At 65.3% G+C, this 5112-nt stretch carries 6 protein-coding genes; 2 read left to right on the top strand and 4 right to left on the bottom strand.

Annotation, left to right across the window (positions count from 1 at the left end; translation table 11 throughout):
* Positions 1–185 precede the first annotated feature (185 nt).
* The 4 genes from minE to ACXJL8_RS33540 all read right to left on the bottom strand — a co-directional run bounded on the left by minE (position 186) and on the right by ACXJL8_RS33540 (position 2697).
* Positions 186–467, bottom strand: a complete 282-nt coding sequence (minE, locus tag ACXJL8_RS33555) for a cell division topological specificity factor MinE (RefSeq protein WP_456622854.1) — start codon at positions 465–467, stop codon at positions 186–188.
* On the bottom strand, positions 464–1279 hold the full coding sequence (gene minD, locus ACXJL8_RS33550) for a septum site-determining protein MinD (protein WP_158671528.1): 816 nt from the start codon (positions 1277–1279) through the stop codon (positions 464–466). Before minD ends, minE begins: the two co-directional genes overlap by 4 nt.
* A 21-nt stretch (positions 1280–1300) precedes the next feature.
* Complete coding sequence (gene minC, locus ACXJL8_RS33545; RefSeq protein ID WP_456622853.1) at positions 1301–1999, bottom strand: septum site-determining protein MinC; 699 nt, start codon at positions 1997–1999, stop codon at positions 1301–1303.
* 269 nt (positions 2000–2268) lie between these two features.
* Entirely contained in the window at positions 2269–2697 is a 429-nt protein-coding gene (locus ACXJL8_RS33540; protein WP_456622852.1) for a MarR family winged helix-turn-helix transcriptional regulator, read from the bottom strand.
* An 85-nt stretch (positions 2698–2782) separates the two neighbouring features.
* On the opposite strand from ACXJL8_RS33540, the gene ACXJL8_RS33535 reads away from it, so the two are divergent.
* Both ACXJL8_RS33535 and ACXJL8_RS33530 read left to right on the top strand, forming a co-directional pair.
* Positions 2783–3292, top strand: coding sequence for a hypothetical protein (locus ACXJL8_RS33535; protein WP_456622851.1), 510 nt, complete (start codon positions 2783–2785; stop codon positions 3290–3292).
* A gap of 26 nt (positions 3293–3318) precedes the next feature.
* Positions 3319–5112 (top strand): tannase/feruloyl esterase family alpha/beta hydrolase (locus ACXJL8_RS33530; RefSeq protein ID WP_456686339.1); only part of this gene is annotated, 1794 nt, incomplete at its 3' end.

The raw sequence follows: 5112 nt of genomic DNA, 5'->3' as shown, positions 1-5112 counted from the left end.
CCGATATCATGGGCGCTCTCCCGTTTGATGAAACCGCGGTGCACGCTTGGTGGGTCCTCGGATTTCCTACAACGATCAAGTCGCAGGTCTCGTTCCGATCGCCCGCAGCGACGACAAAAGGCGGCCCGCCATGCCCGGCGGACCGCCTTCTCACCCACCCCAAATTGGACGTTCCCGGCCGGCCCCTACGCGACCGCCTCGCGCTTGCGCTCGAAGTCGTTGGGCACCTCGATGTCGACCTCGAGCGTCGACACCTCGTCGCCGCGCTCGAGCCGGACGATCACCTTGGTCGGATCCAGCGTGACGTGCCTAGACACGACTGCGAGAATTTCCTCACGCAGCACACCGAGCAGATCGGGCTGGCCGCGCAATCCGCGCTCATGTGCAAGCAGGATCTGCAGCCGTTCGCGTGCGACGGGTGCGGAGGCCTTCTTGCCGCGGAGAAGTCGAAGCAGACCCATGCTCATGCAGCCCTCCGTCGCAGCAGACGATCCATCAGACCTCTGCGCTCGGCCGGAACGTGCATCGTCACGTTCTCGCCGCAGAGGCGCTTGGCCGCGTCCATATAGGCCCTCGCCGGCGCRCCGTCCGCATTCGACAGAGTCACCGGCGTGCCGACGTTGGAGGCCTTCAACACGTCCTGGCTCTCGGGAATGATGCCGAGCAAGGGTGTGGCAAGGATCTCGAGGATGTCGTCGATGGTCARCATCTCGCCGCGCGCCGCGCGGGAGGGATCGTAGCGGGTGATGAGAATGTGCTTCTCGACCCGCTCGCCCTTCTCGGCCCGCACCGTCTTGGAATCGAGCATGCCGATGATGCGGTCGGAATCGCGCACCGAGGAGACTTCCGGATTGGTGACGATCACGGCTTCGTCCGCGAAGCGCATCGCCATCGAGGCACCGCGCTCGATGCCGGCCGGGCTGTCGCAGATCACCCAGTCGAAGCGGCTGCGCAGATCGGCGATGACCTTGCCCACGCCCTCTTCCGTCAGCGCGTCCTTGTCGCGGGTTTGCGACGCCGGCAGCAGCCAGAGATTTTCCAGCCGCTTGTCGCGGATCAGCGCCTGCGGAAGCTTTGCCACCCCCTGCACCACGTTGATGAGGTCGAACACGACGCGGCGTTCAGCCCCCATCACGAGGTCGAGGTTGCGCAAGCCGACGTCGAAATCGACGACGACGACCTTGTCGCCGCGCTGCGCGAGCGCGGCCCCCAGCGCGGCGGTGGTCGTCGTCTTGCCGACCCCGCCCTTGCCTGATGTCACGACCAGTACCTTACTCATCTGAAATGTCTCCTTTGCTGGTCAGTTCAGCGCTGTAATTCGCATGGTATTCCCCTGCAGCCAGGCCTGCGCCGGCTTGCCGCGCAAGGCGGCGTCGATGTCGTCCGCAGTCTGGTAAAACCCATCGATTGCAAGCAGTTCGGCCTCGATCTTCTGACAGTAGATGCGCGCGCTCGTGTGACCGTTCACACCGGCCATGGCGCGGCCGCGCAGCGCGCCATAGATGTGGATGGAGCCGCCGGCGACGACCTCGGCGCCGGAGCCGACCGAGCCGAGAATGGTGACGTCGCCTTCCGGGAAGATGATGGTCTGGCCGGAGCGCACGGGGCTTTCGAGCAGCAACGAGGTCGGCTTGGTCTCGGCCTTCGCCTCGGGCTTCTTCGGCGCGCTCGGCTCGACCACGCAGCTGCGGCCGCCCGAGAGCAGCGGCGGCATCGACGGCGCCAGTCGCGCCTCCTCCACGCCCTCGATCCCAAGCACGCGGATGTTGCGGTCCTGAAGGCTTGTGAGCAGATGGCTGATGCCGGACTGGCTGAGATCGACCGAGGACAGGTCGATGACCACGGGGCGGCCGGCGAAGAAGCCCGGTGAGCGCGCGATCGTGGTGTCGATCTCCTGGAGCCAATCCTGGATCGGAACCGTCGGCACGAACACGAAGGCCACGTAGGAGCGCCCGCGCAGGCGCACCATTTGACGTTGAGGTTTGGCTACAGCCTCCATGGGGCCGACTCGTTCCTGTTATTGAATGGTTAACGATGCGGCGGATTTGGTTAACGCGTGGTTAATGTCTCCGTGGGGGTACGTGGGGTGCGGCGGTTCGTCGGCACGGGACAGCCTGCCCAACCTCCGGTGTCGTGCTGGCGAAGGCCAGGACCCATACCGCGGAATCTATCGATTGCGGACGGTGGGAGTACCGAACKRCRAGTCTTCGCCAAACYGCTCCCTGGGGTAATGGGTCCTGGCTTTCGCCAGGACGACGCTCGGCCCACTCAGGGCTCGTCGAGAAACACCGACAGTGCCCGCTGCAATTCGCGGAACGCACGCGGCCCGATTTTTCCAGCGAGGGCCTTTTCGCTTTCGGCGATCGCCGGCCGCAAGCGGCCGAGGAGTGCGGTGCCGGCGCCGGTCAAATAGAGCACGTAGTAGCGGCGGTTGACGGCGGAGGCAGAGCGCTGCACCAGACCGCGCCGCTCCAGATGGTCGACCAGCCTGCCGAGCCCTGCCCGCTCGATCGACAATGACTGCGCGATGGCGAGCTGATTGACGCCGGGATTGGCCTCGATCACCGATAGCACGGAGAATTGCGCCGGGCTGATCTCGAAGGCGGCGAGCCGCCGGCTGACATCCTTGAACACCCAAAGCTGGGCCCGCCGGATGCGATAGCCGAGCGAATCGGACAGATCGCCCGAAGCAAGCAACTTTGGCCGCGCGGACTTTGCGGCTGACGGAGCTCGCGGCGCTACGCGCGACGGCTTTGCGGCGCGTGCAATCCGCCGCGGTCTTTTGGCGATCCGCTTCCTGGCGCCGGCCTTCTTTGGCTCCATCGACGACCATCTTTCACAAGCCGGCGCAGCTGCATCCGGCCGGTTGTCCGAGATTCGATTGCGGACTTTACCGCAGCGTATCCGGATCGAGAAGCGAGCGGCGCGGCCGGTTTGCTCATGCAGCTTCTACGACAGGTTGCACGACGGACTCGCGTGTTGCGTCATGTTGACACGGCAACATCGCCCGCTTAACAATCGAGAAAACCTGCCGTCACGCGAGCAGGATTCAGGGGAGCTAACGTCCGTGCCTCCATCAAGGGTGGGCGACGATCCGCATGCCATGACGCATTGCGGCGGGACGATCGCGGCCGGCGCGCTGCGGTCCACGCGTCGCGATCTGCACGGCGGATCCGCGCGACCTCCTGACCAACTCGACGCCTCAATCGACAACGACATCGCCTGTCACTTTGACGAGGCCCGCCACAACGGGCGGCGCCGCACGACGGCACGGGGGATATCGCCGTTCTGACAATCACCACACTGGGAGGGCACTACATGAAACGACTATTTCTCGCGTCGACGATCGTGGCCGGCTGGGCGGCTCTCGGCCCACAGGCAGTTGCACACGGACTGCCTCCGAGCGGCGTTGCTCCGCGCTCGTCCTGTACCGGTCTCACCGGCCTCACCCTGCCGCACACGCAGATCCTGAGCGCGACGCAGAAGTCGGGCTATTGCAACGTGATCGGCATCATCAACAAGCGGGTCTCTACCCAGGACCCCGATCATTTCACCTACGGGATCGGCTTCGCGCTCAACCTGCCCAATACCTGGCACGGCCGTTTCGAGATGATGGGCGGCGGCGGGACCGACGGCAGCCTCCAGGCCGACCCGCAAGGCGCCGCCGGCGTCGAACTCGGACAGGGCTGGGCGGTGGCTGCCAATGACGGCGGCCACGAAGACAATGCCAACAACGTCGTCGGCGGACATCAGGACGACGATCCCAATGCCGGAGGCTCGGCCCATTTCGCTATCGACGCCCAGGCGCGCCGGGATTACGGCTACAACGGCATCGAAAAGACCGCGACAATCTCCAAGCAGATCATCTCCTACTATTACGGCCTCGAAACCGTCTATTCCTACATCATGGGCTGCTCGAACGGCGGACGCGACGCCATGGTCGCCTCGCAGAGATTCCCGTCGCTGTTCGACGGCGTGATTTCGCAAAATCCCGGCTTCAACCTGCCACAGGCTGCCCTGGCGGAGGCCTGGAACGAGCAGGTGCTCGGCACGCTCGCAACCAGCAAGGACGTCAACGGGCAGCCCTTCATCCCCGACACGTTCCCGCAGCAGGATCTCCAGGTCGCCTCGGCCGCGATCCTGAGCGCCTGCGACGCGCTCGACGGGCTGGTCGACGGCATCATCGACAACTATCACGCCTGCACGGCCAAGAAAGTGTCTCCGGCACTGGCCAACTACACCTGCGGCACCGGCTCGCACGGCAGCACGCCGCATGGCGGCACCTGCCTGACCAGCGCGCAAGTCGGCGCGCTGAAGAAGATCTATGCCGGTCCGGTCAATTCGAAGGGCCAGCGGCTCTATTCAAACTGGTTCTGGGATGCCGGCATCTGGACGCCGCCCACCGCGCCCGGCGCCGGCTGGGGTCTCTGGAACGTCGTGACCGCGCCTGTCCCGGGCGTCAACACCGCGATCAACCTGACGCTCGGCGCCGGCGCGATCCCGATGATCTTCCAGACGCCGCCCGTCGTCACGCCGGTGAACGGGCCGACCGGCCAGGAAGCCTTCGTGTTCCGATTCAACTTCGACACCGACGCGCCGAAGATCTTCACCAGGACCGCCGCCTATCCGGAAAGCTCGATGGACTTCATGGCGGCGGTCTCGACGGATCTGCGTCCGTTCAGGGCGCGCGGCGGCAAGCTGATCGTCTCCTCCTCGGTCAACGACGGCATCTTCTCCGGCGCCGCCATCGCCCGCTGGTATCGCAAGATGAATCAGCGCATGGACGGCCGTGCGACCGATTTCGCCCGGCTGTTCATGGTGCCGAACATGGCCCATTGCGGCGGCGGCGCGGCAACCACCAGCTTCGCCACCGAGGAACTGTCGGCCATCACCAACTGGGTCGAGAAGGGCCTCGCGCCGGAGCGCATCGTGGCCACCAATACCAACGCCACCTCGCCCTACCCGACCGGCGGGCTGTTCGATCCGAGGATTGCCATGAACTTCCCGGCCGGAGGCACCCGGCCGCTGTGCGTCTATCCGAAGATTCCCGCCTACAAGGGCAACGGCATGACCAACGACGCCGGCAATTTCGCCTGYGTCGATCCGCAGTTC

The sequence above is a fragment of the Bradyrhizobium sp. P5_C11_2 genome (assembly GCF_054049755.1).
Note: the sequence above shows the minus strand (reverse complement) of the source record. Positions and strands in the feature narration are given on the sequence as shown.